This window comes from Clostridium sp. AM25-23AC, from assembly GCF_003435125.1.
Classification (GTDB): Bacteria; Bacillota; Clostridia; order Lachnospirales; family Lachnospiraceae; genus Pilosibacter; species Pilosibacter fragilis.
In genome coordinates, this window is the sequence record NZ_QWGI01000024.1 from 24,619 (window position 1) to 51,372 (window position 26,754).

General features: G+C 48.7%; 24 protein-coding genes and 1 pseudogene. 9 read left to right on the forward strand and 16 right to left on the reverse strand.

Going from position 1 to position 26,754, the window contains the following annotated elements; genetic code table 11:
• Positions 1-97 precede the first annotated feature (97 nt).
• On the forward strand, positions 98-580 hold the full coding sequence (locus DW677_RS13610; protein ID WP_181968363.1) for a hypothetical protein: 483 nt from the start codon (positions 98-100) through the stop codon (positions 578-580).
• 132 nt (positions 581-712) lie between these two features.
• On the opposite strand, the gene DW677_RS13615 is transcribed toward DW677_RS13610, so the two are convergent.
• The 3 genes from DW677_RS13615 to DW677_RS13625 are packed head-to-tail and all read right to left on the reverse strand — an operon-like array spanning position 713 to position 4,062.
• Positions 713-1,924 (reverse strand): ABC transporter permease, encoded by a 1,212-nt coding sequence (locus DW677_RS13615; protein WP_117567590.1) that lies wholly within the window; start codon positions 1,922-1,924, stop codon positions 713-715.
• Positions 1,918-2,742: an ABC transporter ATP-binding protein gene (locus DW677_RS13620; protein WP_117567591.1), complete on the reverse strand. Its 825-nt coding sequence runs from the start codon at positions 2,740-2,742 to the stop codon at positions 1,918-1,920. Before DW677_RS13620 ends, DW677_RS13615 begins: the two co-directional genes overlap by 7 nt.
• Positions 2,743-2,745: 3 nt before the next feature.
• On the reverse strand, positions 2,746-4,062 hold the full coding sequence (locus DW677_RS13625) for an efflux RND transporter periplasmic adaptor subunit (RefSeq protein WP_242990559.1): 1,317 nt from the start codon (positions 4,060-4,062) through the stop codon (positions 2,746-2,748).
• A gap of 548 nt (positions 4,063-4,610) precedes the next feature.
• Between DW677_RS13625 and DW677_RS13630 the strand changes: the two are divergent.
• Positions 4,611-5,363 (forward strand): annotated as a pseudogene (locus DW677_RS13630) (ATP-binding cassette domain-containing protein); the annotation flags it as partial.
• Between the two features lie 148 nt (positions 5,364-5,511).
• Positions 5,512-6,366 carry an ABC transporter permease gene (locus tag DW677_RS13635; protein WP_015553516.1) on the forward strand — a complete coding sequence of 285 codons (855 nt, stop codon included), beginning with the start codon at positions 5,512-5,514 and terminating at the stop codon, positions 6,364-6,366.
• A 209-nt stretch (positions 6,367-6,575) separates the two neighbouring features.
• Here the strand turns inward: DW677_RS13635 and DW677_RS13640 are convergent, their stop codons facing one another.
• Positions 6,576-7,475 (reverse strand): YitT family protein, encoded by a 900-nt coding sequence (locus DW677_RS13640; RefSeq protein ID WP_117472122.1) that lies wholly within the window; start codon positions 7,473-7,475, stop codon positions 6,576-6,578.
• Between the two features lie 269 nt (positions 7,476-7,744).
• On the reverse strand, positions 7,745-8,077 hold the full coding sequence (locus DW677_RS13645) for a DUF3870 domain-containing protein (RefSeq protein ID WP_015553518.1): 333 nt from the start codon (positions 8,075-8,077) through the stop codon (positions 7,745-7,747).
• Between the two features lie 411 nt (positions 8,078-8,488).
• Between DW677_RS13645 and DW677_RS13650 the strand changes: the two genes are divergently transcribed.
• Together DW677_RS13650 and DW677_RS13655 are read left to right on the forward strand one after the other, a co-directional pair.
• Positions 8,489-9,379, forward strand: coding sequence for a DUF4392 domain-containing protein (locus tag DW677_RS13650; RefSeq protein ID WP_117567593.1), 891 nt, complete (start codon positions 8,489-8,491; stop codon positions 9,377-9,379).
• A gap of 425 nt (positions 9,380-9,804) precedes the next feature.
• Positions 9,805-10,701 (forward strand): LysR family transcriptional regulator, encoded by an 897-nt coding sequence (locus DW677_RS13655; RefSeq protein WP_015553520.1) that lies wholly within the window; start codon positions 9,805-9,807, stop codon positions 10,699-10,701.
• Between the two features lie 352 nt (positions 10,702-11,053).
• Here the strand turns inward: DW677_RS13655 and nudC are convergent, their stop codons facing one another.
• The gene (nudC, locus tag DW677_RS13660; RefSeq protein WP_117472116.1) at positions 11,054-11,938 is read right to left on the reverse strand and encodes an NAD(+) diphosphatase; all 885 of its coding nucleotides are present in this window, start codon (positions 11,936-11,938) and stop codon (positions 11,054-11,056) included.
• 323 nt (positions 11,939-12,261) lie between these two features.
• Between nudC and DW677_RS13665 the strand changes: the two genes are divergently transcribed.
• Entirely contained in the window at positions 12,262-13,626 is a 1,365-nt protein-coding gene (locus tag DW677_RS13665; protein WP_117504428.1) for an MATE family efflux transporter, read from the forward strand.
• A 740-nt stretch (positions 13,627-14,366) separates the two neighbouring features.
• On the forward strand, positions 14,367-14,777 hold the full coding sequence (locus tag DW677_RS13670; protein ID WP_117470705.1) for a helix-turn-helix transcriptional regulator: 411 nt from the start codon (positions 14,367-14,369) through the stop codon (positions 14,775-14,777).
• Here DW677_RS13670 and DW677_RS13675 read toward each other — a convergent pair.
• Positions 14,731-14,994, reverse strand: coding sequence for a helix-turn-helix transcriptional regulator (locus DW677_RS13675; RefSeq protein ID WP_015553524.1), 264 nt, complete (start codon positions 14,992-14,994; stop codon positions 14,731-14,733). The genes DW677_RS13670 and DW677_RS13675 overlap by 47 nt on opposite strands.
• Before the next feature lie 199 nt (positions 14,995-15,193).
• Here DW677_RS13675 and DW677_RS13680 point away from each other — a divergent pair, with 199 nt between their 5' ends.
• Positions 15,194-15,622: a hypothetical protein gene (locus DW677_RS13680; protein WP_117470706.1), complete on the forward strand. Its 429-nt coding sequence runs from the start codon at positions 15,194-15,196 to the stop codon at positions 15,620-15,622.
• A gap of 172 nt (positions 15,623-15,794) precedes the next feature.
• Here DW677_RS13680 and DW677_RS13685 read toward each other — a convergent pair whose 3' ends face one another.
• From DW677_RS13685 to DW677_RS13715, 7 genes are all read right to left on the reverse strand, one after another.
• On the reverse strand, positions 15,795-17,186 hold the full coding sequence (locus DW677_RS13685; protein WP_117470707.1) for an alanine/glycine:cation symporter family protein: 1,392 nt from the start codon (positions 17,184-17,186) through the stop codon (positions 15,795-15,797).
• Positions 17,187-18,002: 816 nt separating this feature from the next.
• Positions 18,003-18,218 carry a helix-turn-helix domain-containing protein gene (locus tag DW677_RS13690; RefSeq protein ID WP_117567594.1) on the reverse strand — a complete coding sequence of 72 codons (216 nt, stop codon included), beginning with the start codon at positions 18,216-18,218 and terminating at the stop codon, positions 18,003-18,005.
• Positions 18,181-18,645: a sigma-70 family RNA polymerase sigma factor gene (locus DW677_RS13695; RefSeq protein ID WP_181968364.1), complete on the reverse strand. Its 465-nt coding sequence runs from the start codon at positions 18,643-18,645 to the stop codon at positions 18,181-18,183. The genes DW677_RS13690 and DW677_RS13695 overlap by 38 nt, the downstream gene beginning before the upstream one ends.
• A 396-nt stretch (positions 18,646-19,041) precedes the next feature.
• Positions 19,042-19,227, reverse strand: a complete 186-nt coding sequence (locus tag DW677_RS13700; RefSeq protein WP_117484222.1) for a cysteine-rich KTR domain-containing protein — start codon at positions 19,225-19,227, stop codon at positions 19,042-19,044.
• Between the two features lies 1 nt (position 19,228).
• Positions 19,229-20,959 (reverse strand): ABC transporter ATP-binding protein, encoded by a 1,731-nt coding sequence (locus DW677_RS13705; protein ID WP_117484221.1) that lies wholly within the window; start codon positions 20,957-20,959, stop codon positions 19,229-19,231.
• On the reverse strand, positions 20,956-22,731 hold the full coding sequence (locus DW677_RS13710; RefSeq protein WP_117567596.1) for an ABC transporter ATP-binding protein: 1,776 nt from the start codon (positions 22,729-22,731) through the stop codon (positions 20,956-20,958). Before DW677_RS13710 ends, DW677_RS13705 begins: the two co-directional genes overlap by 4 nt.
• Positions 22,732-22,835: 104 nt before the next feature.
• The gene (locus tag DW677_RS13715) at positions 22,836-23,453 is read right to left on the reverse strand and encodes a TetR/AcrR family transcriptional regulator (RefSeq protein WP_117484219.1); all 618 of its coding nucleotides are present in this window, start codon (positions 23,451-23,453) and stop codon (positions 22,836-22,838) included.
• A 426-nt stretch (positions 23,454-23,879) separates the two neighbouring features.
• On the opposite strand from DW677_RS13715, the gene DW677_RS13725 reads away from it, so the two are divergent.
• Entirely contained in the window at positions 23,880-24,239 is a 360-nt protein-coding gene (locus DW677_RS13725; RefSeq protein ID WP_242992177.1) for a DUF4368 domain-containing protein, read from the forward strand.
• A 133-nt stretch (positions 24,240-24,372) separates the two neighbouring features.
• Here the strand turns inward: DW677_RS13725 and DW677_RS13730 are convergent, their stop codons facing one another.
• Positions 24,373-25,161 carry a tRNA threonylcarbamoyladenosine dehydratase gene (locus DW677_RS13730; RefSeq protein WP_015553535.1) on the reverse strand — a complete coding sequence of 263 codons (789 nt, stop codon included), beginning with the start codon at positions 25,159-25,161 and terminating at the stop codon, positions 24,373-24,375.
• A gap of 160 nt (positions 25,162-25,321) precedes the next feature.
• Positions 25,322-26,542 (reverse strand): diaminopropionate ammonia-lyase, encoded by a 1,221-nt coding sequence (locus DW677_RS13735; RefSeq protein ID WP_117504425.1) that lies wholly within the window; start codon positions 26,540-26,542, stop codon positions 25,322-25,324.
• Positions 26,543-26,754: the final 212 nt, after the last annotated feature.

Here is a 26,754-nt window from a genome sequence, read left to right on the forward strand (position 1 = left end):
GTTTCCATATTAGGATATATCTATATGAAAAGGACAAATCTACATATATTTTATGTGCATTTTTGTACCAAAAGACGAAATCCCAGGAGGTACGTTTATGAAAAAATTTTGCATCGCAGCTCTCGCTGCAACACTGACTCTCGGAACCATGATCACAGCTCAGGCTGCTGATACAACAGATGGAACTGTTGTATCCGGCACATACAAACGCAGCACAAACGGCGGACGCCGCCGCGGTTTAAAGTCCCAGGCAGGCGGTGCCTGGGAGAAGCTTTCTGACGGTACCTATAAATATCACTTTGCGGAAGGTCTCGAAGCTACCGATTACTGGCTGGAGATCGATGGAACCTGGTACTATTTCGGTCATGACAATATCATGCAGACCGGATGGGTAAAGGATGACGGCAACTGGTACTACATGGACCTTAAGACCGGCGCTCTCTTCACCGGCTGGCACGAGATCAGCGGCAAGTGGTACTATTTCCACGAGGAAGGCGATGGCTTCAAGGGCACTCTCATGGTAAACTGTGAGACTCCGGACGGATACACCGTTGACGTGAATGGTGCGCTTGTAGAATAGTCACTGGCATAAATTTTAAAAATCCCCGCAGGATCGTTTTTCCGCATCCTGCGGGGATTTTTTGCCGGTCCATATAGCATCCGTTCCAATAATACGTTTCTTGCATATGTCCCATTGATCGGCAGTTCCTCTTTATTCATATCTCAGAGCATCGATCGGATCCGCCTTTGCGGCTTTCGACGCCGGGTAAATCCCAAAGAAGATGCCGACTACGGCCGAAAAGGATACCGCAAGAAGGATGATCCCAGGTTTGATCACAACAGGGAGTCCAAGCGCCGCGCCGCCCGCCGTCACGAGACTCACAGCGAGAAGAACGCCGATGATTCCGCCCAGAGCGGACAGGATCGCGGACTCTGTCAGGAACTGGATCAGGACATCCCGGGTCCTTGCACCGAGCGCCTTTCTGATACCGATCTCGCGGGTCCTCTCCGTGACGGACACCAGCATGATGTTCATGATCCCGATGCCGCCCACCAGGAGAGAGATCGCAGCGATCCCGCCCACAGCCATGGAAAGTCCGCCCATGAGGCTGTCGATGGATCCCATCTCGTCCGCCACCGTATTCGTATAGAAATCTTCCGCGTTTCTATTCTTAATTTTCCCAAGATACACCGTCAGCCTTGACATGAAATTTACCATGTCCGTTCCCTCTTTCGCGTACAAACGGCAGTAATAGAACTGGTCATTCGGCCACGTGAGCAGTGTATACGGGATATACGCGGATCCCGTATCGCCGGAGCCTCCGGTCAAAAGCTTCTGGAAGGCGCTCATCTCTTTTTTATAGACACCGACTACCGTATACATGTCTGTATCCCCGTAGACGGTGGTCCGGAAGGTCTTTCCCACCGCGTTTTCCGTTCCGAAAAGTTTTCTGGCACTCTCCTCCTCTATCACCACATTTTTCTTTCGTCCAAGGATATCTCCTTCGTTTAAATAACGTCCGGAAATCATGGTCACCGGTTGGACATCGCTAAAATTCCAGTCGATCCCCTGGAAGTCAAATTTCATGTTTGTCCGTCCCGCAAGGACTTCTGAATTTACGCTGGCGTAACTGTCGATATAGGATATCTCATCCCCGAAGACTTCCTTGATCTTATCAAGTTCATCCAGGGTAAAGTAATCGCTGTCCCGCACATCCTCCACGTTGTATCCGATGGAGACCACCGCCTGAGTGGCCCCCGCGTCCTTATAGAGGTCCGCGAACAGCCCGCGCATCGTATCGCCGATGGAAACGATGGATATGACAGAACCGATTCCGATGATAATGCCCAGCATGGTCAGGAATGAGCGCATCTTGTTCGCCATGATTGCATGGAAGGCCATGATCATATTTTCACCTAGCATCCGACCACCCCACTCTCTGTTCCGGCTATTTTCTGGAAGTGTCTGTAGAGACCTTTCATGTGGACTTTACCGCTTCCTTTTGTCGGGTTTTCGTTGATCTCATCTTTGATGATCTGACCATCTGAGAAGTGGATGATCCGGTCCGTAAAGGCAGCGATATTTTCCTCGTGGGTGACAACGATCACGGTGGCTCCCGCTTTGTGGAGTTCCGAGAAGATCTCCATGATCTCGATGGACGCGGCTGTATCGAGGTTTCCCGTCGGTTCATCTGCCAGGATCAGCGGCGGCTCGTTCGCCAGCGCTCTCGCAATGGCAACGCGCTGTCTCTGTCCGCCGGACATCTCATTGGGCATGTGTCCGGCGCGTTTTTCCAGCCCCACGCACTCCAACAGTTCCATGGCCCGCTCCGTCCTTTTCCTTTTCGGGATCCTCGCGTAGGTCATCGGGAGCTCCACATTTTTTAACGCCGATGTCCTGGAGATCAGGTTGAAGGATTGGAACACGAAGCCGATCTTTTTATTCCGCACCGCGGAGAGTTCGTCCGGGGACAGGGCCGCCGTGTCGATCCCGTCGAGGTAATAGTGACCCAGTGTCGGGCGGTCCAGGCAGCCTAAAATGTTCATCAGGGTAGATTTTCCCGATCCGGAGTGTCCCATGATCGCAACGAACTCGCCGCGGTGGATCGTCAGGTTGATTTTCTTTAGTCCCATGACCCGGATCGCGCCTGTGTCGTAGATCTTTACGAGGTTTTCCAGGCGGATCAGCTCATCTGTCACGTTTTCCGTCATGTAGCGGGATCTTGTCAGTTTTTCAAACATTGTTTATTCCCCCTGTTTTCCGGATGATGTGACTGCCATTCCATCTGTGTACTGTTCTCCCGGCTCCGCGATCAGGACGGAGTTTTCATCCAGGGAACTCCCTTCCACCGGGATGATCTCCATCTCCACATCGCCTTCCACACCGATGTCCACCGGAACCCAGGATACGGTTCCGTCACTGATCTCCTGTACGTAGTTCGTTCCGTCTTTTTCCATCACGGCGGAGACTGGGACTGTCAGGGCGTTCTCGGATTCTTCCAGGACAATGGACGCGCGGGCGGTGATTCCAGCGATCAGTTTTGTGTCCTGATCTGTGACGCGGATCTTTGTGGGGATGACGCGCTCGCTGGAACCGCCGCCTTTTTCTTCGCCGGTCGGGGAGATCGAGATGACTTCGCCGTGGACGGTCTCACCGTTTAAGATGTCCGCGGAGATCTCGGCTTCCTGGCCGACGGCGACTTTTCCGATGGTGTACTCGCTGACTTTGATCTCGAGTTCCAGGTTATCGAGGTTTTCGATCACGAAGAGTGGGGCGTCGTTTTCCATTTTGTCGGCAAAGCGGCCTACTTTTGTGTTGACGCGGACGACGGTGCCATCGATAGGGGCTTTTAATATCGTATTATCTAACTGCTCTACGGCTTTTTCGTAGTCGAATTTTGCTTTTTCGATCTGGAGGCGGTAGGAGTCATCGGCGACGGCGGATCCGTTTTTTATTGTGTAGGAGTCGCATTCCCGTTCTGCGTCGTGGAGACCGTTTTCCGCTGTCTCAAGATCAACTTTGGGGACGCTGCCGCCATCAAAGAGGGCTTTTGTGCGGTCGTAGTTGGCCTGGGCGGTGTTCAGGTCCTGGATGGCTTTGGCGTAGCCGTTTCTTGCTTCTTTATCTTTTTCGGCGCAGGTGGTCACGGCGAGGTCGTAGTCGTTTTTGGCGATGTCGGCTTCTTTTTTTACGTCGGAATCGTCGAGGACTGCCAGGGGCTGGCCTTTTGTGACTTTGTCGCCTTCTTTTACGGGAATTTCGAGGATCTCAGCGTGGAGGTTTGAGACGACGTCTACGCTGTCGGTTCCGGAGATGGGGCCGGTGACGGTGAGGCGGTTTTGGATAGTTTTGCGGGTTGGGGTCACAGTGTCCACAACGGGGACCATGTCTTTTCCGCCGGACAGGAGTTTGATGCCGGTGATTCCGAGGATGGCAATGGCGGCGGCGATTATGATCTTTTTTCTCTTTGGGTTTTTGGGTTTCTTTTCTGTGGTTCCGGCCAGTAGGGAGTCCAGTTCTTTGTCGAATTCTTCTGGTGAGATTTTTTCTTCACTGCTCATACTCATGTGTTCCTTCCGAGGTTTTCTATGTTAAATGTGATTATTTTAACACTGGAATTTAGTATAGCAGGGAAATGTTTCTTTCTTGGGTCTTTTATCTGGCGGTTTTCTTGCGATTTTCTTACGTTTTTTGGGGAGAGGTGAATTGGCGGGGGGTACGCACAGACCAGCTTTCAGATCCGGGCTCAGAGGATTTTCGGGGCGGTTCCTCTAGGCTTGCAGGAGAATGCTAAGGACGGAGAAGCGTGGACACAACTCGCTTGCGCTCAAACAAGTGTCCACGCTCCTCCAACGCATTCTTCTGCGAGCCAAGAGGAAGCCATGCCCCGAAAATCAATCGCCCGGATCTGAAAGCTGGTCTGTGCTGTGTACTGGCGGGAAAGCGCAGGCGCTGCGCTGTGCGTTAGGTGGATGGCTGTGCTGAGGGACGGAACAGGATACGGCAATGCTGCATAATAGTTGCGTACTGTGCTGTTGTTTTTGACGGTTGGCTCACGGATGAGAGGTTTTTACATATTTTATAGTAAGTACGTTTGAGTGAGGTATCCATGACTCCGAAATTGGAAGTTAGAGGGGTGGATTATTCCTACCATACCATGGAGGGAGAGACGAAGGCCCTTTCTGATATATCGTTTCATGTGAATTCCGGCGAGTTTCTTTGTATTGTCGGGCCGTCCGGGTGTGGGAAGTCTACGTTGCTTTCTCTGCTTGCCGGGCTTTTGGCCCCTGAGCGGGGGGAGATTCTTTTGGACGGGGTTTCTGTCGGGAAGGGGGCTTCGGGGATCGGGTACATGCTGCAGAGGGATCATTTGTTTGAGTGGCGGACGATCCTTTCGAATGTTTCACTGGGGCTTGAGGTGCGGAGGAAGTGTGATTCAAAGCATTTGAGCCGGGTGAAGGAGCTTCTGGATTCTTACGGACTTCAGTATTTTTACGATGCGCATCCGTCGGAGCTTTCCGGGGGGATGCGGCAACGGGCTGCTTTGATCCGGACTCTTGCTTTGGAGCCGGATCTTCTGCTTCTTGATGAGCCGTTTTCTGCTCTGGATTATCAGACGAGGCTTTCGGTCTGTGATGATATCAGTTCGATCATCCGCAGCAGAAAGAAAACGGCTATCCTGATCACCCATGATCTTTCGGAGGCGGTGAGCACAGCGGACCGGATCCTGGTGCTGACGAACAGACCGGGGACGATCAAGGGGGAGCTTGTGATTCGGTTTCCGAACCATGAAATGAGTCCTTTGAAGCGGCGGAATTATCCGGAGTTTTCTTCTTATTTTAATGAATTGTGGAAGATTCTTGGGAACGGGAATGGTGATGATACGTCAACTGTCGATGGGGCCGGATCTGGAGATACAGATATTATCAATGGAACTGAATCCGGTGATGAGAATCCACCGGCAGCCAGAAACGGACTCATGACCGCTATCAATGTGGGAGGTGAGCCGGATGAGATTTCATAGTATCGCTTCTTTTATCCTGCGCAGGCACCGGGCTGTGATCCCGGCAGCGGATCTTGCGGTCTCCCCGGCCCAGTGCCGGTATCTGGAGCAGGAGCGGCGGATCCGGAGGCAGATCTTCATCTGCAGGATCTTATTTCTGGTCCTGTTTCTTTTTTCCTGGGAGATCAGCGCCCGGATCGGGATCCTGAACGATTTTATTTTCAGTTCCCCGTCCCGGGTGCTCTCCTGTTTTCTTTCCATGGCGGCAGACCGGACGATCTTTTACCACACGGGAGTCACGGTTTTGGAGACGCTTTTGAGCTTTTTTCTTGTGACATGGATCGGGATCTTCGGCGCGGTGGCGCTCTGGTCCAGCAGGCGGCTGGCAAAGATTCTGGAACCGTACCTTGTCATATTGAACAGTCTGCCGAAGTCCGCTCTCGCGCCGCTGCTCATCGTATGGCTGGGCAACAACATGAAGACGATCATCACGGCGGCGGTCTCTGTGGCGGTATTTGGCTCGATCTTAACGCTCTACAACGGCTTTCTCTCCATGGATCCTGACCAGATCCGTCTGATCTACACGCTGGGAGGAAAACAGAAGGATGTCCTCACAAAGGTCCTGCTGCCCGGCTCTGTTCCACTTATCATCAGCAACATGAAGGTCAACATCGGTCTCTGCCTCGTCGGCGTCATCATCGGCGAGTTTCTCTCCGCCCAGGCAGGCCTTGGCTTCCTCATCATCTACGGCAGCCAGGTCTTCAAGCTGGATCTCGTGATCATGTCCATCGTGATCCTCTGTATTCTGTCCGCAATCCTGTATCAGGCGGTGGCAGTGCTGGAACGGAGGTGTAGGCAGTAGAATCCCATCCACAGCTTCTGGTATCGGTAGGTTTTTCGGATGTATGACAATCCGTTAATCCATAAAATCTTTCTAAACAAATTTTTTTACCAACATCATGCACCACTCTCATCAGTGACTGGAAGAAATAGTCTCACAAACAAAAATCCCCAGAAAACACCGCCCATATAATGGGGCATGTCTTCTGGGGAATATTTTTTGATTTTAAGCTAGTCCAAGGACTCTCTGTAGAATCCGCCGTAGAAGTCTTCTGTTTTGAATACGTTTATGATCACGTTTTCATCTACTTCCTGGATCAGCTGGACGATATCGTTGATCTCATAGGAAGAAATTACGGTGTGGAGCAGGTACATTTTTTTGTGGCTGTAGCCGCCGATGGCGTCCACGCAGGAAATACCGTGGTGATACTTGCTGACATACGCCTTCATGACCTCTTCCGCTTTCTCAGTGGTGATCTGTAAGGTCACGCGGTCATAGCGGTGATGGAAGGTGGAGATCATCTTTGTGGAGATGAACTGGAACAGGATGGAATATCCTGCATACTCCCAACCGAACATGTGTCCAAAAATTACAAGGATACACACATTTCCCATGAACACATAGTTCCAAATGGACTTTCCGGTCTTATTGGAAACATAGAGGGCAATAAAGTCGGTACCACCTGTGGATGCGTTTCCTTTTAAGGAAAGGACAACGGACAGTCCGTAAAGCACACCGCCGAAAATCACATTCAGGGTCAGATCCTCAAATAGCGGAGTATAATGGCAGACTTTTAAGAAAAAGCTTGCAAAAAATACCTGCAGCAACGAAAACACCGTGAATTTCACGTTGATGCTGCGGCAGCACATCAGGGCAACAGGCAGGTTTAAAACAACGAGCGCCAAAGATGTCGAGACGGTAAATCCATACAGTTCAGCGATTCGGTCGATCAAAATCGCAAGTCCCGTAAATCCGCTGGACAGAAGGCCTGCCGGACGAATAAAGGCCAGAATTACATAAGACTGCAGAAGGGCAGATGCCAGAACTGCCACGAAGGAAATCGCACAGCGGACAACAAAATTTTTCCGTATTTCACGTACCTTTTTGGTAACATCATTCCAGGAACTCATAAGTGGGGTACTCCTTTTTCATACTCTTGGTGCTGCGATCCGGTATTGTTGTATTTGATAAATCAAATGGTGTATTTTCCCGAATCGGTCCATTGTTTTCAGATTCTTTTCCGTTTTGTATGGGGTATTAGAAAAACGACCTTCCTAACTTTATCATGATTTTTTTGATTGTCAATCGGTCTCTTGAAAAACGAGAAAAAAACAACCGGAGGAGAACTCCGGCTTAATAATGTTAAAAATTCTATTCTCTTGTTTCCGCATCTGTACAATTATTTTCCGCGGTTTTCCCCGATCGCCGTGAGGTACCGGTTGCACGCATCCTTCATGCACGCGATCAATGGCTTCTGCGTCAAAGCAAAATAGCGCTCCCTGATCTCCTTCTCGATCAGCGGAACGTCTGTCCTCAGGCTCTTCCCCACAAACATGGATGCCACGAACTGCTTCGTCACCTCAAGGATCGTGTTGCAGTCCAGCTCCAGGATCTTTCCCGTATCCCGCTCCACGATCAGGCTGATATAGAACTCCCCGTGGAGATTGTAGATCGCGTCCTCTTTGCTCGGCTTTGCCTGGCCGACCACAAGGATCGTGTTTTTGTTTTCCATATAATATACCCCTTTTTGTTCCCCGATATAAGAAATTGCTCATAGTAACCGACCTGCCCGCTCACGCAGACGAAACCTTTGCTGACAGCGCAAGAAAAACAAATGTCATCTGCGGTGCCGCTTGTTTTACTTTTGCGCCCGTTACATAGTATATCACAAAATATATTCGTTTTCCATTGACTTTTCTATGCATTTCCACTAGACTAGAGACAACGAAAACAGATTCTTTTATTTATCTGGACTCCTGCCCGGATGTTCCCTCCGTAAATAAGAGCCATGAATCTTCCAACAGGGGATCAGTGGCTTTTTTTGTTGCCTGAAATCCGAAAAACGATCCATATCGGCTTTTTCATACACACGGCAGCGAAAAAAGTTTTCCCCCTCATCAAACATATTGGGAGGATAAATACCATGACATTTTTTAAAGATCTGGATACCATTATGAAACAGGATTTCGGAAACCGCGGGCTCTTAAAAGCACTCCCGGACAATCCGATCCAGGAAACCTTAAACACGCTCGCGGACGCCCGCCGTGTCATTCTCTTAACCGGCTTTCCGGTCCGACTCAGCGACGGCTCTTATGTTGGTGAAACCGACGGCCCCTTAGGCACCGCTGATATTGCAGCAGCCCTGACCGCTCTCGGCGCCTCCGTCCTCGTGATCACCGATGAGCCCGCCTTTTCCATTGTAAGCGACGTTGTCTGCTACCGCGCTCCAAAAGCCAAACTCATAATGCTCCCTAAAACAGACACCGACGATTTCATCCGAAATTGCATCAAAACCTTCGCCCCAACTCACCTCATCTCCTTAGAACGCCCCGGTAAATCCGCCAACGGCCACTACCACAGCATGCGCGGCGAAGTCCTCGATGACATGATCACTGACTCCGCCCTCTTTCTCTCCGAAGCAAAAAAATCCGGAGCCACCACCATCTCCATCGGCGACGGCGGCAACGAGATGGGCATGGGCACCTACCGCGACGTGATCGAACATTTCGTTCCCTTCGGTGGAACGATCTGCACCGCTGAATCCGCCGACATCACCCTCGCCAGCGGCGTCTCCAACTGGTGGGGAATTGGTATCGCCGCCCTCTGCTCCCTCTTCGCTGAAAAAAATCTCCTCCCGACCCGCGAGGAAGAGACCGAGTCTCTCCGCCTCGCCGTAGCCGCCGGCAGCGTAGACGGTTGCACCAAAAAGAACGAAATGACCGTCGACCGCCTGGATCTCGAGACGCATCTCGGAATCCTGGATTCTGTTAACGACATCTTAAAGAAAGAACTGGACATATGTGCAATTGCATAAAGTAATCTCCATATCGCACAGCGCAGCGCCTGCGATCCCGCCAATACACTCGACTGGCCACCCTCGCGCAGCCAATCCCAGCGCTGGCCTGGGTCCGGATCCGGGTGCCTGATTTCGGGGGCATGGTTTCCTCTTAGTGCGCAGGAGAATTCGTTGGAGAAAAAGTGACACTTGTTTGAGCCGCAGGCGAGTTGTGTCACTTTTTCTCCGCCCTTAGCATTCTTCTGCAAACTTAGAGGAACCGTCCCCGAAATCCCGAGTACCCGGAGCCGGACCCAGGCCAGCACGTACCCTTTAGCCAATCCCCCGCACATTTCATATTGACATTCCCCACCCCAATTCTATATAATAGACATAAATAATACGAATACCACATATGAAAGGGGGTTATACTCCTGCGGTCCCACCCGGACGGCAGTATTTTTATGGAACAGCACCTGTCACAATACAAAATCTTCTACGAAGTAGCCCGTTGCGGCAACATCTCCCGCGCCGCCAAAGAACTCTACATCAGCCAGCCTGCCATCAGCAAAGCCATCAGCAAACTTGAAGAAAGCCTCGGCATCAAACTCTTCAGCCGAAACTCCCGCGGCGTCCAACTAACAAGAGAAGGCGCGATCCTCTTCCAGCATGTGAACACCGCCTTCGACTCCATCGGCCGCGGCGAACGCGAACTGAAGCGGATCCATGATTTCCATATCGGGAACTTGAAGATCGGTGTCAGCAACACCCTGTGCAAATACGTCCTTCTCCCCTACTTAAAAGGATTCATCGGAAAATACCCGCACGTAAACATCGCCATCGAGAGCCAGTCCACCTACCAGACCCTCGACATGCTGGATGCCAGAAAGATCGATATCGGACTCGTGGCGGAGCCAAAAAGCAAAAAAGGCCTCCACTTCCAGCCGGTAATGGAAATCAGCGATGCATTCGTCTGTACTCCGGCCTATCTGGAAAACCTCCATCTGAGAGAAGGCAATGACACCGATATTTTTAAAACCGGAAACATCATGCTCTTAAACCGCTCCAATATGAGCCGGAAACATGTGGACGCCTACCTGGCTGACAACCAGATCGAGATCAACCAGATCCTGGAGACCACTGACATGGAACTCCTCATCGAATTCTCCCGGATCGGACTCGGAATCGGCTGCGTCATCAAAGATTTCGTCGAGGATGACCTGAAAAACGGTACACTCATTGAGATCCCGTTAGATATCCCGATCCCGAAACGCGTCATCGGCTTCTGCTGCCATCCTCAGGATATGCCGGATACCCTGAGAGAATTCATGGAATTCTCCCGGACATTCCACAAAGCATGATCTGACAATCGCGGGCATTTTTAATACCGATCTTCCCAGAATTGGCAAACAAACAATATAAGTACGAATCGCCCGCAAAAAAGAGCCGGGAACTGAATTCCGATCAATTACAAAATCCAGTTCCCGGCTCTTTTTAGTTTCTCATTTGTAACTGTTCAGTACCTTCACAGTTACATGCAAAAATCCATTCCAAATCGGCTACGCCGATGGATTTTTGCCTTTTTGCCTAGGTTTTCTTACGGTCAGCGCAGCAAGTGCGCAGACCTACTGAACAGTTACTCTCATTTTTCTTATGTACGCTCAACCACTCCTCCAGGCGCAGTCTCCGCACGCGTTTTTACAAACCAAATCCCTAATTCTGGTCCTTATACCCAGTCACCTCATAAAACTTCTCAAGACTTCCATACTTAAACACCATCTTAAGCTCACTTCCGATGCTGTTCATCATCGTCTCATCCGGGATCTCGTCGCGGTGGTACCATCCCGCCTCAGAGAGTTCATCCTCCTGAAGCTTGATCTTATCCGGTCCGTCTAACTCCGCAAAAAATCCGATCATCTCCGTGTCAGAGAATGCCCATGGCTGGCTCTTATAATAGCGGATGTTCTTGACCTTCAGTCCGACCTCCTCCATGACCTCACGGTGGATCGTCTCCTCAAAGCTCTCCCCGATCTCCACGAAACCGGCGATCAGCGCGTATCCGCGGTACGGGTTGTTGTTCACGCGGTATCTGGACATTAAAAGTCTGTCCCCGTCGGAGATCGCAACGATGACAGCCGGAGAGATCTTCGGATACTCCGTCTGTCCGCACTCCGGGCACACTAACGCACGCTCAGTCTTGCTGTTCTCCATCAGATGACCACAGCATCCGCAGTACTTTCTGCTCTCTTTAAAGCGATGAATCTGTGTCGCCGTGATTCCCGCGAAAGCCTGATACATCGGATGCATCTTTCTGTACGCCGCTGTCGAACAGAGTTCATAGACATCGGCATCATATCTCGGCATCTTCGTCACATAGTAATAATGATTTCCATCGATGGCGAACAGATAATACGCGCTTTCTTTCAGCAGCTCTTTGTCCTCCGGGAAATCAGAAAACTTCGGAATCTCGTGATTTTCCTCGTCCACTTTTCTTAATAGTGTCTTACTCTTCTTTATATAAAGGACAAAGTCCTCATCCTGCGCCTTCGGCTGTCCGTAGGTCAGGTCAAATTTATGCGGGTTGATATTCTGGATCATTCCTATACTCCTTATTCGTTGACATAAGTTTCTGCCTCCCCGCAGCACCTCTCAGTTTCTGCTGCCGGACCGGTAAAACCTTAAAATTTTCACATCATTTCCATGATACGACGGGCATTCATTTTTGTCAATCCATCAAAACCTTCCGCTCTGCACAGTCCCTCAAAGAAACTCCGCCATATGTTTCCCTGTTTCGGTTGACGAACATGTTCATTTGCCTTATAATGCCATTCAGTGTCCCTTCACAAAGGGAGAATGTATGTTTATTTGTAACCGTGAAATTTCTTCACGGTTATCTATGTTTTACGAAAGGAGTTACCCAAATGGCAACAGAAAACAAAATGGGCGTCATGCCGCTGAACCGGCTTCTGATCTCCATGTCCGTACCAATGATGATCTCGATGCTCGTCCAGGCACTCTATAACATTGTGGACAGTATGTTCGTCGCGCAGTTAAGCGAGAATGCCCTGACCGCCGTATCCCTGGCGTTCCCGGCGCAGAACCTGATGATCGCCGTGGCGACCGGAACCGGCGTCGGTGTCAATGCTGCTCTCTCAAGAAATCTCGGCGAAAAGAACTTTGATCGCGCCAACAGGATCGCGGACCACGCGCTGTTCCTGGCGGCTATGAGCTACATCGTATTCGCGCTCTTCGGTCTCTTCTTTGCGAGACAGTTCTTCCGTCTCCAGACCGATATCGAGGAGATTGTGGATCTCGGAACTACTTATTTGAGAGTCTGCACGATCGCTTCCTTCGGACTCTTTATGGAAATCGCATGTGAGCGTCTCTTACAGTCTACCGGAAAAACGATTTACTCCATGTACACCCAGGGACTCGGCGCCATCATCAACATCGTCCTGGACCCGATCCTGATCTTCGGTTACTTCGGAGCACCGGCTCTCGGGATCGCCGGTGCCGCAGGCGCCACTGTTTTCGGACAGATCATCGCCTTCGGCCTCGGTTTTTACTTAAATAAGACGAAAAACCACGAGATCACGATCTCCCTCAGGAGCTTTAAGCCCAACGGTGAGATCATCCGCCACATTTACGCGGTGGGCGTTCCGTCCATCATCATGGCATCCATCGGAAGTATCATGACCTTTGGAATCAACAAGATCCTTATCGCTTTTTCTTCCACGGCGACAGCTGTATTCGGTGTCTACTTCAAGCTCCAGAGCTTCGTGTTCATGCCGGTCTTCGGTTTAAACAACGGAACCGTTCCGATCATCGCCTACAACTACGGTGCCGGAAAACCGGACCGAATTATGGGAACCATAAAGCTGGCCGCTGTGTACGCTACAACGATCATGCTGTGCGGCTTCGCTGTCTTCCAGCTCATGCCGGATAAGCTTTTAATGATCTTCAGCGCCTCTGATACGATGCTCTCCATCGGCATTCCGGCACTCCGGATCATCTCCATCAGCTTCCTGTTTGCGGGCTGCTCCATCGTCTGTACTTCCCTGTTCCAGGCACTTGGACATGGAATGCTGAGTTTATGGATCTCCGTGTTCCGTCAGCTTGTCGTTCTTCTGCCGGTGGCATTTATCTTCGCAAGGATCGGTGGTCTTCACACCGTGTGGTTTGCCTTCCCGATTGCCGAAGCTTTCGCGATCATCTTCAGCGGTGTGTGCCTTGTCCATGTGTACCGTAAGGAGATCATTCCGTTGAAAGCACAGCAGGGAAAATAGTTTTTTAACTATAAATGAGCAAATACCGAAAAGTGCACAAAAATTATGACTTATTGTGCATGTAACACGGACATTGATTCGTTTAATATTCTTAATGTCTGCATGTGAAAGACTTAATAGTGCAGTTTTTCAAATTTGCTCATTTATAGTTTTTAATTAAAGAATCGAATTTTTCAGACATGTAAGCTTACGTCCTGACAGGTCGTTTCTCCCGGTTATTTCCGTGTATGAAACGGCTTTGCCAGACTTAAGTTTACATACCTTTTTGTTATTACCTCTTTTCCGAAGTTCAAAATCATTCCTCGTCTTTTCGCATTCTCCGATGATCTGCATTTCTGTCCGTCAGCATTTTCTCATAAAATTTTTTCAAAAAATATGTGATTTTAACCTTTTAGTTCAAGACAAACCGCGAATTTTATAGTATGATATAGCTACTTACAAAACAGAGGTTCTAAGTCTCATATACCGGCGACAAGGATCCGTCGTCCGTTTCCCTATGAAAATTAATGAATACGTAACTATTCAGTACCTTCATAGCTACGTGCAAAAATCCATTCCAGATCAGCTTCGCTGATGGGATTTTTGCCTTCCAGCCTATGTTTTCTTACGGTCAGTGCAGCAAGTGCGCAGACCTACTGAACAGTTACAAGAATACTTAACATTACCCGCTGTCAGAAACATTTTTTAATGGCCGACAGCTGACATCAGTCTGCCCTGATTGGAAATTTGGAGGATGATGTATGAAAGAATTATCGAAAACGCTGACCGGAAAAAAGATCCGGGATGAAATGTTAAAAAGAAAGATGACAGTCCGCGATCTCCAGGATGCACTGGAACTGGACAGTCCCCAGTCGATCTATAAGTGGCTTCGCGGGGAATCGCTCCCCTCTCTTCCGAATATGCTGGTCCTCGGTGAGCTGTTCAAGGTTCCGTTGGAAAGGCTTCTGGTCCATGAGGACGGAAGTGTCGCTTACCACCGTATCTTCGATGACAGCCTTCCTTACGAGATTGCCTATCTGGTCCAGGACAAAGATGACTTTTCCGCAAAAAGGCGGCATGTGGCACGGGCAGATACCTTCGCGGGAACCTGTTACTCAGGAATCTTTAATCTGCCTCAGGAGTGTCCTCACTCAAAAGCTCCTCATAACTGACATTTAAGACTTTTGCGAAGTATCTCAGTTCAATATCGGTCACAAACCTCTTTCCGCTCTCAATCCTCTGGATCGCGTTCTTATCAAGGTCCAGACCGAGAAGCTGAAGCATATCCGCCAGTCGTTTCTGTGAAACATCGTTCATCCTGCTGCGAAGTTCACGGATCTTGATCCCGCAGATATTGTTCCTGCCGGATATTGACTTGTTTTTGTACATATAATAACACTCCTTGTTTGGCATTCACTAATTGTCACTCCAAACAATATATGTTATTATTGAAACAGTCATGACATTCACTGGATGTCACAAGAAGATTTTATTGGTATGCATTATCAAACCAAAATAATATGATCCTGCTGCCGCACCACAGGAGCAGATCTCTTAAATATACAACTTTTCAAAGGAGGATTTATTTATGGAAATCACAAAAGAATTAAAACAGGATCTCTCCGAGCTGGAATCTGCGTGCAGCAGTTTTCTCGGAAAATATGAATCACAGCTCACGGACGCACTGAATAAGACGAAAATGTCCGCTGAGGACAGCTTGAAAATAGACCTGATGTTAGAACTTGTCACCCACCTCTCCTCCGCGCAGTTCGTCTCTTCCTACATGCAGAAGAATATCGTGAAGGAAGGAATTCTGCTCCAGGATGCGGCCGGAAACTTCACGCTCGGCGGCGATCCTCTTCCGACGATGAGCGATATCGAAGTGTATGTCCACGATGATGAATTAAACCAGGACGTCTGGAAGCGTGTATTTATCGGCGGCGGAACCGAAAAGCGGATCTGCGGTCTGCGCCATCCGGATCTCACTTCCGGAGTCCATGCAAGAATCCGCGGTTAGTTTTTCCCAGGAAAAGTCCATAAAAAAGATCCGCCAGCATACCGTACGAAACTATCTTCGGTATCCTGACAGATCTTTTTTCTTTATTTCGTAACTGTTCAGCGCCTTCTCCCTGTATCTCATACAGTCAACGCGGCAAGTGCGCAGACCTACAGAACAGTTACTTTATTTCTTACTTATTTGTCTTTTTCTCCTCATACTCCTTCAGCGCCCGCAGTGCCTCCCCTGACAGCGGAAACAGCACTATCAGGTTAAACACCGTCATAAGACCAACGCCCACGTCTCCGAGATCCCACACCACCGTGTACGCCTGCAGTCCGCCGACGAACAGCATGATCAAAGCAAAGATCTTGTAGAGTGTCTGATAAATCCAACGATTTCCGAACAGATACGCAACGTTGGATCTAGCGTAGAACAGGATACCGAGAAACGTTGAGAAGCTGAATAACGCCAGCGTCACCGCGATAAATACCACACCGAACTCACCCATATAGTAGCTCATGACTTTCTGTAAAAGATCCATTCCCGCAAGCCCCGTCGTCAGTTCTTCCGGGACGAGCAGCATGATCATCGCCGTGCAGCTGCAGATCACGATGGTGTCGATAAATACGCCAAGCGCCTGCACGAGGCCGACCTTTACCGGATCGCTCTCATCCGCCGCAGCCGCCGCGCATGGTGCGGAACCGGAACCAGCCTCATTGGAGAACAGGCCGCGCTTCACGCCGTTCATGAGCACCGCGCCAAAGCCGCCCGCCGCGATCTGGCGGAGTCCGAAGGCTTCCGCAAAGATCCTCGCAAACACGCCAGGAACGCTGCTCAAATGTGTCGCGATGATAAACAGGGTGATCACAAAATAGCAGCCCGCCATAATCGGGACGATCACATCAAGGGCGCGGACCGTAGCGTTCTTTCTCATAACGATCACCGCAGAGATCACGACGAGGACTACCGTCGTCACGAGCGGCGAAATTCCGAAGGCATTCTCAAACGCCGACGCCACAGAGTTGCTGATGACCTGGCTGATTCCGCCCCAGCAGATCAGACCAGACAGCGCAAACAGGACCGCGATCACGGAACATTTCAGTTTCTTCTTTCTCACCCTCTCCGCATAGCTGTGGATATAGTAAGCCGGACCACCGTGGTAACCGCCGTAGAGCGGGTCCTTTTCCTTATAAAGCTGCGCTAAAGCCGCCTCCACAAACGCTGTGGAGGCCCCAAGCGCCGCCGACAGCCACATCCAGAACACAGCACCGGCACCGCCTGCCGAGATCGCCGCAACGACTCCCACGAGGTTTCCCATTCCCACGCGGGTCGCTGTGGATACAAACAAAGTCTGGATCGGCGACAGGCCGCCTTCCTCCTGTTTCTTTCCGTTCAAAGCCCGGATCATGTCCGGAAACAGGCGGATCGGAAGAAATCTTGTCCGAATCGTAAAATAGACTCCCGTCGGGATCAAAAGCAAAACAAGAAGCGGGATCCCGATCCCATTTCCATTCCCCAGCGGAATCGTAAACAGGTCTCCCCATAAGAAGCGGTACACCGCTTCGACAACTGCTGTTACCATAAGTAAATTTTCTCCTTTTCGATATAACATGACAGACAGGCACCCGCTCCCCCAAAGCGTACATTTCAAGCTTCAATACTAAAACGCGCCAGTCTGTTAAATTGGCATGTACAAGTTTTTATTATACACGTTTATAATGTGTGCTGTCAAGTAATCCTTATGAATAGCTCGTATGTGGGAATGAATTATCAGTTATATTATGAGGTAAAAAATACGCAGCTATTTTAAGCCCCTCAGGTTATCGCGACTGATCCCCCCCTGTTTCGGTCCCCTGAACAAACGACGCTGGTACCCAGCCACTCTGATGCTCATGCGAGTCTGAACTTTATCTTCTTGTCCGTATAAACTATGAGGAGCACGCTTTGCGAGCTTCTCAAGTTATTGCGGCAGTCTCCAAGGTCTCATTCAATCATGGACTTTGGCTCGTTGCTCGCGTAAATAAAAAAGGACACCTCTTTGGTAGCTACTCATAAAACAGTATCACAACAAACTGAAACAGGGTAGCTGCCATACAGGGGGCAAAGCAAAACGGGCGTATCGTCTAAACGGCGATATGTCCGTTTTGTTACGCAGTAGAACGCCATTTTGAGGGGTATGAGTATTCCCCTTGCCGCCACTCATTTTGCTTTTGCAAAGCCGCATGAATACAGGATTTTTCAAACCCTACTGCGTAACAGAAAACCCCATAATTTAGAGAGGGCGCAAGCGGTCTATCCGTTTGCGCCCTCTTGATTGTCCCATGGCAAGGACATGAAAAGCCGTCAAGGGCGGGCGCAGCCCGTTTATCTTGACCCTTGACGGTTTTTCATGGCTTTGCTATTTGCTCGGTGGTTGATAGTCCAGTCGAAACTTCATAACATCCATGAGCAGCTTTTCGTTTAATCGCTCCTTCATATCGGTGTTCCCTCCGCTTAGTCTGCCGATATAGGCTTTGTTCCGTTCCTGTACCGCAAGGAGCGCGGCGGTATCGCCTGTGATTGCTCTTTCAATCACTTCATAGGGAACAAGGTTGTATTTGCTGTTCCTCATCATTCATCTTCTCCATTTCTGTCCGCAACTGTTTCAAAGCTGCGTTTTTCTGATAGTTGACCGTTGTGCGTGGCTTTCCCAATAACGCCCCAATCTGCTTATCTCTTAATTGCAGATAATAGCGCATAAGGATAATTTCCCGCCGACGCTCCGATAGGCACAACAAGGCTTTTGCTAACTTCTCGCTGTCAATAATAACCGTCTGCCCGTTGACTGCAAAGGCAGTCGACTTGTCCTGCAAGACAAAGTATTCGTCTACACTGTGAGGCGCAAAAGATGTGTTCTCTTGCAAGTATCCAAAGGATATCTCGCGCTGCGTTCTGTGTTTCCTTTCCCTGTAATAATTACAGGCTTCATTGTGCAATACGGCTTTGCAAAATGCGTGAAAGCGGCGTTCGATACTTTCTCTGTATTCTGTGGATAACATCATTCTCACCCCCTTTCCGTTTGGAATGAGGGCTATAACAAAACCGCCTGTGCAGCGAAAAACTGAACAGGCGGTTATGCTATATGATGTAGTAGGGCATTTATGATGATGTAAAAGTTCCTCTTGATAGCCGCAATATCCCATAGGCAGGAAAGAGCTTTTTTTAATAGGCTACTGATTGGAAAACCGTGTTGACATAAAATGGACATGACGATACCTCCAAAGATACCGCCATGTCCCTAAAAATGGGCGACTTTATCACGTCCCCGTAAATCCAATTTTGCAAAAGGAGAACGGCGGCTTTATCTTCATAAAACTGTCGCCTGAGTTGCAATCTGTCAGCAATCGCATAGGTTGTCAAAAAAGAAAGAGCCGATAACCACATTTCAAACCTGCGTGTTATCGGCTCTGCGTCTTTGCGTCTGGCTCTATGATAACTGATATATTCATTTGTTGTACGCTAATAAGAGTTTCCTGCTTGCATTTTGGGCAGTATAGGGGAAAGTTTTTCAGTTCAGTATCGTTCCGTATCTTCAACCTTGTTTTGCTGTGGCATATGGGACATATTATCCATTCGTTATTCATACTAAATGCCCCAATCCCCGCTAATCATTTGCAGCTTTACCATATGCGGATAAATTTTGCCTGTGTTCATCAGTTTTTCTGGCGTTCCCTGTTCGGCAACGGAACCGTCTGAAAGCACAACTACTTTATCCGCGCCGCTTACGGTACGCATACGGTGGGCGATAACAAGTACGGTCTTATCCTTTATCAGCCTTGACAAGGCAGCCTGTATCAATGTTTCATTCTCTACATCAAGGCTTGCCGTTGCTTCGTCAAGTAAGATGATAGGGGAATTTTTGAGGAAAGCGCGGGCGATTGAAATACGCTGCCTTTCACCGCCGGACAGTTCGCAGCCGTTTTCACCAATCATACTGTGATAACCGTCCGGGAGCTTTGCCGCAAATTCTTCACAATTTGCTAATCTTGCCGCTGCAATCACTTCTTCATCTGTTGCGTCCTTTCTGCCTATTCTGATATTTTCCATGATTGTATTGTTAAACAGCGTCACGTCTTGAAACACGATAGAGTACAGTGATAACAGTGTTTCCGGCTCTATTTTCGATATATCCATACCGCCGACAGTGATATTGCCTTTGCTTATATCCCAAAACCGGGCGGCAAGACGTGACACCGTAGTTTTGCCGCCGCCGGACGGTCCGACTAAAGCGGTAACTTCTCCTTGCTTTGCCGTAAAGGACACATCTTTCAATACGGTTTCCCCGGTATTATAAGCAAATCCTACATGGTCGAACACAATATCATAGCCTTTATTTGTTAGTGTATTGCCGCCCGTCTGAATTGGCTGGTCAAGGATTTCATTCATGCGGTCTATGTTCGTTTTTGTGGATATGACTGCGGCAAGGTTTTGCAATGCGCCCTCCAGCGGGGCATACAGCCTTGAGGCTACAAGCAGAAATAGAAAGAACAGCGGAATATCAATCTCCCCTTGAATGAGCAGCGCAGAGCCTACAAGCGCAACCGTAGCAATTCCAAACTTTAATATCAATGTTGAGGAAACAACAAAAAGTGCCGTTCCAAGTTCTGTTATAATGTGCCGCTTTTCCACATCATCAATTTTCTTGTCCAGTCCTTTCAGATAGCTTTCTTCTGCATTGTTCGCCTTTAAGTCCTGTAAACTCTCGATACACTCCTGTACGCCACTTTCAAGCGCGACATTTGCCGCTACGGATTTACGGTTGAAATATTCCTGTATGCGGGCTGAAAAGAATACGATTGTAAATGCAATCGGCAAAACCCAAACAGCCGCAAGAGCCATACGCCAATCATAAGAAAAAAGACAAATTGCAATCAACGTTGTTGAAACAAGGGAGCCTGCCAAAGCGGGTACATAATGGGAAAATGCCTGTTCAAGTGTGGCACAATCGCCCATAATGGAATTTGTTAAATCGGCAAGGTCTTTTTTTCCAAAAAAGGATAAGGGGATTTTGCGGAGCTGCTCTGCTAACGAAATGCGTCTTACTCCGCTTTCCACATAAGTCGCTAAATAGGTGGCGTTATATTGAAACCAAGTTGCAACAAAGATAAGGTATAAGCAAACCAAAACGCCAACCCCATAGAAAGCAATGCGGCTTCCATTTACGCCCCCGTTCATGGTGTCAATGACAAAATTATAGAGCAGCCCCACCGGAAGCATAAACGATATATCCTGCAAAACGCAGGCAATACAACCTTTTATCAAATCGACAGCTCCTTGTCTTGATAACGCAAATCGTCTTTGCAATGTTTTAATCATGCTGTTACCTCCTTTGCAATTTTCCATTCTGCTGCTTCGGAATAATTCTTCCACATTCTTGCAAATATGCCGTTTCTCTCTATCAACTCATTATGCGTGCCGCTCTCGACAATCTCGCCGTCTTGCATTACATAAATACAATCAACACCTGTGATTGACGATAGCCTGTGTGCAATCATAATAACAGTTTTTCCCTTTGAGAGAGCAGATAAAGCCTTCTGTACACGCACCTCATTATCGGGGTCAGCAAATGCGGTCGCTTCATCCAGAATTAGGATAGGCGCATTTTTCAAAATTGCGCGGGCAATCGCTATTCTTTGCTGTTCACCGCCGGACAGGTACACGCCGTTTGTACCCACAACCGTATCAATGCCATTCGGTAATTTTTCGATAATATCCAGGCATTGTGCAACTTCCAGTGCATGAGCGATTTCTTCACGTGTAGCGTCAGGCTTTGCCATACGCACATTTTCCAATATGGACGCTTTGATAAGACGGCTATTCTGAAATACAAAGGACACCTTATTCATCAATGTTTCCTTTGGAATGTCGCGTATGTCGATATTCCCTATCAGTATGCGCCCTTTTTGCGGGTCAAAAAATCTTGTTACAATATTTGCAAGGGTCGTCTTGCCGCCGCCGGACGCACCTACCAATGCAATCACCTGTCCCGGTGCAACCCGAAGTGACACATCATTCAGCGCGTTTTTTTCTCCGTCATAGCTGTAGCTAACGTGTTCTAATGTAATTCCATTGTCTTTAGGGGTATTATTCACGGTGCTTTCAGACAATGGTTTTTCGTTTAGCACTTCATCAATTCTGCCTAATGCGTCCCCTACAATCATTGCGTCCTCGCTCATAAACATAATTTTTGTGAGTGTTGTACCAATGACAGGAGTAATCACAATATAAAAGATAAGGTTTAGCAGCAGTTCATTTGTTACGCCGCCCCTTGTAAAGAGAATACCGCCGGCAATCAGAAACGCGAATACGCCGTTGATTGCCGTTGTATAGAACATCATGGGCAGACGCAACCCCTTTGTGTACGCAATTACCCATGCTTCATAATTGTCTATCGCATCTTTGAAGCGTTTGAAAGAAAAGATTGTCTGCCCGAACGTCTTTACTACGGGTACACCCCGTACATATTCAACGGCTTCATTTGACATGTCGGAAAGTGAATTTTGGTATTGTTCCATTCTCTGCGCCATGTCTTTTCCGGTCATTTTCATCATAATCAAAAAGCCAAGCACAACGGGAACAAGACTCAAAAGCCCTAACCGCCAATCGAAAGCAAGCAGTAGAAAGAGCAGCCCTATGGGGGTAGCAATCGCTCCCGCTTTGTCGGGCAGCCTGTGTGCAAGATAGGTTTCCGTTGCGGCACTTGAGGTGTTAACAATCCTTCGCAGATTGCCGCTTCCGTACTTTTCTGTTACCCCCAGCGGCAGGGCTGTGATATGCCGCATAAGCTCTTTTCGGATATTTGCGGCAACCCGGAACGCGCTCAAATGCGAACACATCAAAGCGGCTATGTAGACAACACTAGAGATAACCGCAAACAATACGGCAGACCAACCGTAGCTTGTAACATTCCCCGCTTTTGAAAAATCCGGGGAAACTTCCAGTATGTCGTGAATGATACGCCATATATACCAAAACGGCACAAGAGCCAATAGCGCACTCATGACTGACAGTACCCAGGAAAGATAGGTCAATATTTTATGCCCTCCGGCATAACCCATCAATCTTGATAGATTAGACTGTTTTTTCATTGAAAAACCTCCTTAAAATTTTTATGATAAAAGAGATTATGGAAACCTCAAATATCCACTTTTTGAGTTAGCAATAACTAACTTACATGTAAAAATTATAGGGCTTATTGCCCCATAATTTTCATCCACCCTGCGGTGTAAAAAGCCCGCATTTCTTTTAGATAATGCTTTGCTTCTTCAAGCGGCATTTCATGTATAATCAATTCAAAAAAAGTGTTGAACATTCCAGTAATCAAAATATGCTCTAACCGTTTATCAATCGAGGGAACCGGCCTGCCCAACCTTTCAAGCACCTTGAAATAATCATGTGTTGCATTTGTTTCTATTTCCACCATTTCGTCAATCAGCTTTGAAAAGCGCGTTCCCTCGGAACAACAAAGAATGAGCTTAAATTCATTCAAGTGTTCATAGGCGTACAAAAGCATTTCATACATACACTCGCCGGAAGTAGAGGTAAGATTGTCAGGCTGTTCCTCCGGCGGGATTTCTGCAAATTCTTTTTGCGCCTTGCGAAAGCAATCTAACAAAAAGTTGTAATGTTTACCTACCAATGCTTCAAATAAATCCTCTTTGCTGTCGTAGTAGCCATATAATGCCCCTGTTGTTACCCCTGCTGTTTTGACGATGTTTCTCAAGGAAGCAGACTTGAAACCTTTTTCAAGAAATTCCTGCATGGCGGCTGAAAGAATTAAGTGTAATGTCGTCTGCTCTACTTCATTCATTAACTCACTCCTCTCATATAACATCGTTATATATCACTGTTATATGATACAGTAAAGAGGGCGCTTTGTCAATAGTTTGAAAATTTTGCATTATAGAATTGGCATTTTTCGATTTTCTCCGTATTAAGAAGTAAGAAAACTTTTTGAAAAATCTTTCTCTGAAACTTTGGCAAAACCGCCTCCTGTGGTGTTGTAGGTAGTGAAAGGAGAACTGCGAATGGAAAATAGAAAACGGAACGTGCACATCATTGTCCGAGTGACGGAGGACGAACGGACGTTGATTGAGGAAAAAATGAGGCAGATACCGACCATGAACCTATCTGCTTACTCCCGTAAAATGCTGATTGACAGGTACATCATTGTTTTAGAAAGGAACTTGCGGCGAAGAAAAGACAGCTTACACAAGCGGAACGGCGCATTGAGGAATTGGACAGGCTATTCAAGCGTATTTACGAAGATAACGCCAACGGGAAACTTTCTGACAGCAGATTTCAAATGCTCTCTGACGATTACGAGCAGGAGCGGGAAGAACTGCGGGAAAAGCTGTTGCAACTGAATGAAGAAATGATACAGCAGGAAGAACAGGCAGAAAACATTGACAGGTTTATCGGCAAGGTACGGAAGTATCTTGATTTGGACGAGCTGACGCCCGCTGTCTTGAATGACATGATAAAGGCGGTATATGTTCACGCTCCCGACAAGTTAAGCGGACATAGGGAACAGCAGATTGACATTTCCTATGACCTTGTGGGGATACTCCCCGCGTCCTTGCTCGCTGACCTGTAAAACGGAGAAACGGCATAGCTGAAGCTATGCCGTTTCTCGAAAACAACTCTATGCTGTTTTATGAGTGCCGACCTTTTGGTATCCTTTTTCATCTTTCTAAATGCAGTTTAAATTCATGCTGCCCCAAAGAAAACTACGCGTTCTCCTGCTGCTCCGCTTTCTTCGGCGGCATCACACAGAGATCCTTCACGACCTCCCCCGCCAGGATCAGTCCCGCAACGGACGGAACAAACGCGATACTTCCAGGAATTGCGCGGCGCTCGGTGCATTTATGCTTTGCGCCCGGCGGGCAGATACAGTTTTTCCGGCAGCTGATGCTCATGTCTTCCTGCTGCTCTACCGGAGGCTCTGTGGAATAAACCACCTTTAATTTCTTCACTCCGCGCTTCTTTAACTCGCGGCGCATGACCTTCGCAAGCGGACACATGCTGGTCTTATAGATATCTGCCACATGGAACTGTGTCGGGTCCAGCTTGTTTCCTGCCCCCATGCTGCTGATGACCGGAATCTCACAGCTGATGGCTCTCATGATGATCTCAAGCTTTGCTGTCACGGTGTCCACAGCATCCACCACATAGGAATACTCCGTGAAATCAAATTCGTCGGCGTTTTCCGGAAGGTAAAAGCACTTTCTGACCTCCACCTGGGCGTCCGGGTTGATTTCCAGGATCCGGTCACGCATGACCTCCGCCTTGTACTGTCCGATGGTCTTTCTCGTCGCGATGATCTGTCGGTTGATGTTCGTGAGGCAGACCTTATCGTCATCCACCAGCACAAAAGAGCCGACTCCGCTTCTCGCCAGCGCTTCAGCCACATATCCGCCGACTCCGCCGATGCCAAAGATCGCCACCTTTGCCTTCGCGAGACGGTCCATATTTTCCGCTCCTAAAAGGAGCTGTGTTCTCGAGAACTGATTTAACATATCTAACTCCAATCCTGTCTGTACTTCAATTGACCAGATACCATTATACCCACTAGTTTGATATGTGTAAAGAGAGTGCTTCATTATTTCGCGATTTCACCACTCGATCAGTTACTGACATTGCACGTGTACCGTACCCTCGATCACTCTGTTGTTAGACTTACGGCAACGGATACGCCCCGCACTCCACAATATTCCGATAGGACACCGGATCCGTATCACCTTCCGTGTTGATCAGCAGGATCACGGAATCCGCTCCAAGTCCCAGCGCCTTTCTCGCAGACTCAAGTTCCGGGCGTTCCAACAGCATCAGTACAGCTCCCATAGTCGATGCCCCGGATTCGCCGGATACGATCACCGGGTCATCCCCCGCCGGCTTTGCGTATGCCCGCATGGCATGGGCAGCCGCATAGTCTTTACAGGTGATGTAAGCCGCAGGAACCAATTTTAACACCGGCCAGATAGATTTACACGGTGTTCCGCAGTTTAATCCCGCCATGATGGTCTCCGGCGCTCCGTCCACCGAGCAAAGTTCCCCCGCTTCCCCGGATCTGAAAATACAATCCGCCACGTCCGGCTCCACGATCATGATCTTCGGCGCCTTCTCCCCGTAATGGTTTACAAGATATCCTGCGACAGCCCCCGCCATGGAGCCGACGCCTGCCTGCAAAAACACATGGGTCGGAATCTCTCCCGCTGCCTCGGTCTGCTCCGCCGCCTCCGATGCCATGGTAAGATACCCGTCCATAATCCAGCCTGGGATCTCCTCATATCCGTCCCAGGAAGTATCCTGGATCAGAAACCATCCGTGCTCCTCACTCATCTTCTTCGCGTATTTTACCGTATCATCGTAATTCCAGTCTGTGACTGTCACCTCCGCCGGACCAGCCTGCCGTACAGCCTCCTCACGAGCCTTTACGGTGCCTTTCGGCATATAGACGTAAGCATGTGCCCCAAAGAGCCCGGAAGCCCAGGAAACGCCCTTTCCGTGGTTTCCATCCGTCGCCGTCACAAACGTGTACTTCGCAGTCTTTTCCCGCACATCCGCTTTCTGAAATTCCGAAAAATCCACCTTTCCTGGATCAAGCCCCAGCTCCCGGCACAGGATCCGAAACATCGCATACGTTCCGCCCAGTCCCTTAAACGCCTTCATCCCGAACCGCTCCGCCTCGTTCTTCACAAAGATTCCTTTTACACCAAGCTTGCCGCCAAGCCCCCGCAGTTGCACCAGCGGTGTCCGGTTATACGCCGGAATACTCTCATGAAATCTCCTCGTCTCCTTCGCCTTTCCCTCAGAAAACGCCGAAAGATCCACCTGATCCACTTCCGGTACATTCATCAAAACTTTTGTTCCGCATTCCTCTTCTAATTTCTTTGCCATAAGAATCCCCTTTCCACGATCTTTCAATTATAAAATTATAACATACGTGCCATAAATTCGCAGTAAAAATCCGGATATTAAAAAGGAAGACCCTTCACGAATCTCTCCACAAAAGGTCTTCCTCCTATACTTTTTCACACATCACAATCGGCTTACGCCTCTTCGATCGCCTTGTACATGAATTCACCATAAACTACCGCATAATCCACTTT

What these genes read in the sequence shown, in the direction of transcription:
- DW677_RS13610 (WP_181968363.1), top strand. Translation starts at nt 98, where the DNA reads ATGAAAAAATTTTGCATCGCAGCTCTCGCTGCAACACTGACTCTCGGA.
- DW677_RS13615 (WP_117567590.1), bottom strand. Translation starts at nt 1,924, where the DNA reads ATGCTAGGTGAAAATATGATCATGGCCTTCCATGCAATCATGGCGAAC.
- DW677_RS13620 (WP_117567591.1), bottom strand. Translation starts at nt 2,742, where the DNA reads ATGTTTGAAAAACTGACAAGATCCCGCTACATGACGGAAAACGTGACA.
- DW677_RS13625 (WP_242990559.1), bottom strand. Translation starts at nt 4,062, where the DNA reads ATGAGCAGTGAAGAAAAAATCTCACCAGAAGAATTCGACAAAGAACTG.
- DW677_RS13635 (WP_015553516.1), top strand. Translation starts at nt 5,512, where the DNA reads ATGAGATTTCATAGTATCGCTTCTTTTATCCTGCGCAGGCACCGGGCT.
- DW677_RS13640 (WP_117472122.1), bottom strand. Translation starts at nt 7,475, where the DNA reads ATGAGTTCCTGGAATGATGTTACCAAAAAGGTACGTGAAATACGGAAA.
- DW677_RS13645 (WP_015553518.1), bottom strand. Translation starts at nt 8,077, where the DNA reads ATGGAAAACAAAAACACGATCCTTGTGGTCGGCCAGGCAAAGCCGAGC.
- DW677_RS13650 (WP_117567593.1), top strand. Translation starts at nt 8,489, where the DNA reads ATGACATTTTTTAAAGATCTGGATACCATTATGAAACAGGATTTCGGA.
- DW677_RS13655 (WP_015553520.1), top strand. Translation starts at nt 9,805, where the DNA reads ATGGAACAGCACCTGTCACAATACAAAATCTTCTACGAAGTAGCCCGT.
- nudC (WP_117472116.1), bottom strand. Translation starts at nt 11,938, where the DNA reads ATGATCCAGAATATCAACCCGCATAAATTTGACCTGACCTACGGACAG.
- DW677_RS13665 (WP_117504428.1), top strand. Translation starts at nt 12,262, where the DNA reads ATGGCAACAGAAAACAAAATGGGCGTCATGCCGCTGAACCGGCTTCTG.
- DW677_RS13670 (WP_117470705.1), top strand. Translation starts at nt 14,367, where the DNA reads ATGAAAGAATTATCGAAAACGCTGACCGGAAAAAAGATCCGGGATGAA.
- DW677_RS13675 (WP_015553524.1), bottom strand. Translation starts at nt 14,994, where the DNA reads ATGTACAAAAACAAGTCAATATCCGGCAGGAACAATATCTGCGGGATC.
- DW677_RS13680 (WP_117470706.1), top strand. Translation starts at nt 15,194, where the DNA reads ATGGAAATCACAAAAGAATTAAAACAGGATCTCTCCGAGCTGGAATCT.
- DW677_RS13685 (WP_117470707.1), bottom strand. Translation starts at nt 17,186, where the DNA reads ATGGTAACAGCAGTTGTCGAAGCGGTGTACCGCTTCTTATGGGGAGAC.
- DW677_RS13690 (WP_117567594.1), bottom strand. Translation starts at nt 18,218, where the DNA reads ATGATGAGGAACAGCAAATACAACCTTGTTCCCTATGAAGTGATTGAA.
- DW677_RS13695 (WP_181968364.1), bottom strand. Translation starts at nt 18,645, where the DNA reads ATGATGTTATCCACAGAATACAGAGAAAGTATCGAACGCCGCTTTCAC.
- DW677_RS13700 (WP_117484222.1), bottom strand. Translation starts at nt 19,227, where the DNA reads ATGAATAACGAATGGATAATATGTCCCATATGCCACAGCAAAACAAGG.
- DW677_RS13705 (WP_117484221.1), bottom strand. Translation starts at nt 20,959, where the DNA reads ATGATTAAAACATTGCAAAGACGATTTGCGTTATCAAGACAAGGAGCT.
- DW677_RS13710 (WP_117567596.1), bottom strand. Translation starts at nt 22,731, where the DNA reads ATGAAAAAACAGTCTAATCTATCAAGATTGATGGGTTATGCCGGAGGG.
- DW677_RS13715 (WP_117484219.1), bottom strand. Translation starts at nt 23,453, where the DNA reads ATGAATGAAGTAGAGCAGACGACATTACACTTAATTCTTTCAGCCGCC.
- DW677_RS13730 (WP_015553535.1), bottom strand. Translation starts at nt 25,161, where the DNA reads ATGTTAAATCAGTTCTCGAGAACACAGCTCCTTTTAGGAGCGGAAAAT.
- DW677_RS13735 (WP_117504425.1), bottom strand. Translation starts at nt 26,542, where the DNA reads ATGGCAAAGAAATTAGAAGAGGAATGCGGAACAAAAGTTTTGATGAAT.